The sequence below is a fragment of the Flavitalea antarctica genome, from assembly GCF_054461535.1.
Genome location: NZ_JBTLQG010000075.1, coordinates 1 through 3,952, shown reverse-complemented (window position 1 = coordinate 3,952; position 3,952 = coordinate 1). Strand labels below are relative to the sequence as shown.

Genomic DNA, 3,952 nt, shown 5'->3' with positions numbered 1-3,952 from the left:
AGCTCCTCATTACCCAAAGAAGGGGAGATATTTTTTAACTAAGAGAATTTGGTGTCCGGCTAAAATGAGCCACCTCACACAGGCGTAGCCCAATCATACAACAGTTCCGTTTGTTGTTGCGCATTTGTGAGTGTGATGAATCTTCTTTAAATAGTATGCTAAAATCAGCGGCGAAGAAATTTTATTTCTATAATGGAAATCCAAGTATTGCCAGGGTTCTCTGGTGGTAAATAAAATGGGCTCACTTTACCGACGCCGGCTACGCACAACATGGTATTGGCAAAAGCGGGCAGTCAGTACCATGTAATTTGAAAACCAAATTGTTGCCCGCCTTCGCCAATACTTCCACGTTGTGTGCAATGGGAACATCGTATCATAATCTTATGAGAATTTTAAGCGCCTTGCTTTTGATCACAGGAATCTCACTTTGTGTTGCAATGTGGATGGGTAAGTTGACATTTGGATACGGCTTGGGAGATCTCACTTATGCTATTATTTTTTCTATCAGCTTTATCTTAGCAGGGATAAATCACTTATTTTCTCGTAAAATCCCCCCGACTTATCTTGCATATGTTTTGCTCCTTCTCGTCTTGATTTTGGTATATAAGGTAACTTGGGGACGGGGCTCGGAATATCCATGGAATGGAAACATTTTCTATCTGTAGGTATAACAGAATTCAGATGAAATCATTAAGTTGGCCATCCCTGATTTTTTCAGGTGACAAATGGTCAACGTATTCGTTTGTGGTATGCTTACGTTAACTTATCTTTTATAATGGCTTGCTCGCAGAAGCATCGACACTAAGACGCCCAGATTATTATTAATCCTTTTTTACTTAAAATGTAACTGCACACAACATGGTATTGGCAAAAGCGGGCGACCAGCACCAAGTAATTCGAACACCAAATTGTTGCCCGCCTTCGCCAATACTTCCACGTTGTACGCCATCGAATGAGAGTCTTCATAATCATAGTCTGTATGGCCACGTTGCCTTGCTGCACGAATGCAGATATTCAACCGAAAAATCAAGCTATAGTGCCAGATACGATTGTTTTTGATACGTTACCAATCAATTACAGCCAAAAAATCAATTACAGCCAAAAAGCCGTAAAGACCTTCGTATCTAAGGAAGAGTCTATAATAGTCTCATATGCTGCTATAAGTTGTACATGTGCTCAATGGATCATTGACAGTGAAAAGGGAAAAAAAGGCGACCTTACAATGGTCGAACATATATTTCTGCAACCTGCAAAAATTACCTTACCAGATGCTGATACATTATGGGATGGATTAACATTGCCATTTCGTCTCAGATTGACTGGCGGGTTTTATAGAGAAATTGGTTACCCTCCTGGATATAATCCAATTAAAGGAAACCCCAAGCCTGCACGTGTATTTCAATACACAAAATTATCGATTATTAAAGACAAATAAGGCGTACAACATAGGCTTGCCAAAAGCCTAAGGACTTAAATTAAATAATTACCTTAGGTCACCGGCCTTCGGCAAGCCGTGGGCCGTTGTACGCAACATATGAGACACTCCAATAAATACCTAATAGTTATTTTTACAATCTTATCATGCAATTCGGAGAGTAAGCAAATGCATCTCCATCCGGTTGCCCTAGACACCGCAAGTTATTTAAAACAACACTATGCACCAGTTGTACAATCCGTACCAATTATTTCGAAAAAGCTTGGATTATCAGATTTGCAACCAAGTGTTGACAGTTTTGAGATTCGGTTTTGGCTTCCCAATAGGAAGGGGGAAGAGCAAATCAAAGTGTTAGCTATTGGATATAGCAATAACAGTTGGTTTTCGAAACTTGTGTCTTTTAATTTGAAATATCCTGAATCATATGAAGACGAGACCGAGAGGTTTGCCAAAATTGAACCACGCAACGTTATTCATGAGCCTGTAATGCCGGGAATCAGTATTGAGGCGCTGATTGATAGCATTAATCATTTAAATCTTCAAAACGCACCCTCAAACCTTGTGATAAATAAAGAACAGAATCTTGCTGGTGCCCCAACAAGATATATGATAGAAATTGCAGACAGAAACAATTATAGAGTTATCCATTGCTATCAAGCAGAAAGAGAAAACGGTGCAATTGAATTTGAGAAAAAAATAGCCACACTTTTAAACTTTTTAAGGAGATACTATCAAATAGAATTTTCGTAACGGCGCCCTGCTGCGTACAACATGGTATTGGCAAAAGCGGGCAGCGAATACCAAGTAATTAAAAAACCAAGTGTTGCCCGCCTTCGCCAATACTTCCACGTTGTAGGCAATTTACATCACCTCGTTTATGACTGAAAATAAAGACATTAGTATTGGCGACGGTCAATGGATTAAATGGAGAGAAATTGACGGGGCCAACTCAAATCGATATAATGTTGACACATTACTGGATGGAACTGCCATGCTATGGAAAAATTTAGAAACTGAATGTGTCGCTGAATGCTGCGGTATAGAAGCTTTTGCCCTATGGCCTGCTGATATCAAAAAAGCTGCACAGAACCTTGATAGCGCTGTCTTAAAAGATTGTTTCATCCAGCTGATCAGCAAAGTGGAGCAAAATGAGAATACAATAGTTGTTTCCCGAAAACTGAACAATCTCTTTGACAAGCAAGTTTTTATCCAAATGATAAAACACATAATTGGGTGCCTTTAGTTGGTCAAGCGAAATAAAGATTCTAAACCGAAATCTGCCGTTGTGACGAACTTTTAAGACGTTGGATCTTTCAACAGGAATAGCTGAGGGGCGAACATCTTCGAGGCACAATGGAGGTTCGAAGCACGACCAACTTTAGTGACGCATTCACAATCGCACCAACAGCCTACAACATGGTATTGGCAAAAGCGGGCAGCGAAAGTCGTGTCGAACAGAATACCGAGTGTTGCCCGCATTCGCCAATACTTCCACGTTGTGTGCCATTCTAAACCTTAGACCCAAATGCAAAAGAAATACATCGGAAAATATTTCACCTTTAAATTCAAAGGTCGAAGAGATGATTTTTCGGGAGTGGTGCTGACGTATAATGGTAGTTATACCTTGATCAGAAATTTTACTGATTACGTTCCAGATGGATTTAGAATTTTTAAGAACTACAATGTTGATTTCTATTCAAGTGATCACACTAAAACAGCCACAAAAATTCTCAAGGTTAAAAAATATTCAATAGTGAAGGAACATCTTGCTCCAATAGACTCATTGGAAAGTATTTTCACTTATATAAACAGACGTTATAAGCTTCTTTCGCTTGATGCCTCCAATGGGAAGGGATTTGATGTCGTACGTTATCTTGGTCGCCACGAAAAGAGGTTCAGATTTTCCGAATTGACAACATCAGCAAAGTGGAGATACACGCTAGACCTGCCTGAAAAAGAATGTAGGTACATCAGCTTTGACACTAATTATTTAAAATCATTGAAACTTATCACGAAATTCTAAACCAGTCGTCGCGGTGAAACGGCACACAACATGGTATCCTATGTATAAGACGTATCGTGTGAGTTAAAATATTTCTTTGAAAGCAAAGGATAGGTGGAAGGGAAATTTCAACTACCCTTCGCCCTCAGAGACGTGTTTTTTTCCTTAATATAAATTTAAGTTATTTCTATATTTTATAGATGTTCATTATCCATTACCAGCATCCTATGAGTAGCCGCCACTGTTCTGGCGCTACAAGTCCTTGTGATTAAATGTCTAATGATATGCTGCCTTGCAGCAAAAAGCAACCGGCTACAGTCTTGGCAAAGTCAATTGCCGGGGGTTTGACTATTTCCCCGATGACAACTCATGTTTTGTAGTCCGGTTGAATACATTAATGACCAGGTATAGATAATAATGAACGATCAATCTTTTAATGCTTTACTTGTACAATACCTGTTTGATAGGGTAGTTGCCTTAGCCAGACGGATTGAATTCTTGCCAGTAATTTCCTG

General features: G+C 39.3%; 4 protein-coding genes. All 4 read left to right on the top strand.

Features of this window, described 5'->3' with window-relative positions; translation table 11 throughout:
- Positions 1–979 precede the first annotated feature (979 nt).
- The 4 genes from ACX0G7_RS27160 (at position 980) to ACX0G7_RS27145 (ending at position 3,458) form a co-directional block, all read left to right on the top strand.
- Positions 980–1,435 carry a hypothetical protein gene (locus ACX0G7_RS27160; protein WP_458926695.1) on the top strand — a complete coding sequence of 152 codons (456 nt, stop codon included), beginning with the start codon at positions 980–982 and terminating at the stop codon, positions 1,433–1,435.
- Positions 1,436–1,603: 168 nt separating this feature from the next.
- Positions 1,604–2,185, top strand: a complete 582-nt coding sequence (locus tag ACX0G7_RS27155; RefSeq protein WP_458926694.1) for a hypothetical protein — start codon at positions 1,604–1,606, stop codon at positions 2,183–2,185.
- 127 nt (positions 2,186–2,312) lie between these two features.
- Positions 2,313–2,678, top strand: coding sequence for a DUF6331 family protein (locus ACX0G7_RS27150; protein ID WP_458926693.1), 366 nt, complete (start codon positions 2,313–2,315; stop codon positions 2,676–2,678).
- Positions 2,679–2,960: 282 nt separating this feature from the next.
- Positions 2,961–3,458, top strand: coding sequence for a hypothetical protein (locus ACX0G7_RS27145; RefSeq protein WP_458926692.1), 498 nt, complete (start codon positions 2,961–2,963; stop codon positions 3,456–3,458).
- Positions 3,459–3,952: the final 494 nt, after the last annotated feature.

What these genes read in the sequence shown, in the direction of transcription:
- ACX0G7_RS27160 (WP_458926695.1), top strand. Translation starts at nt 980, where the DNA reads ATGGCCACGTTGCCTTGCTGCACGAATGCAGATATTCAACCGAAAAAT.
- ACX0G7_RS27155 (WP_458926694.1), top strand. Translation starts at nt 1,604, where the DNA reads ATGCATCTCCATCCGGTTGCCCTAGACACCGCAAGTTATTTAAAACAA.
- ACX0G7_RS27150 (WP_458926693.1), top strand. Translation starts at nt 2,313, where the DNA reads ATGACTGAAAATAAAGACATTAGTATTGGCGACGGTCAATGGATTAAA.
- ACX0G7_RS27145 (WP_458926692.1), top strand. Translation starts at nt 2,961, where the DNA reads ATGCAAAAGAAATACATCGGAAAATATTTCACCTTTAAATTCAAAGGT.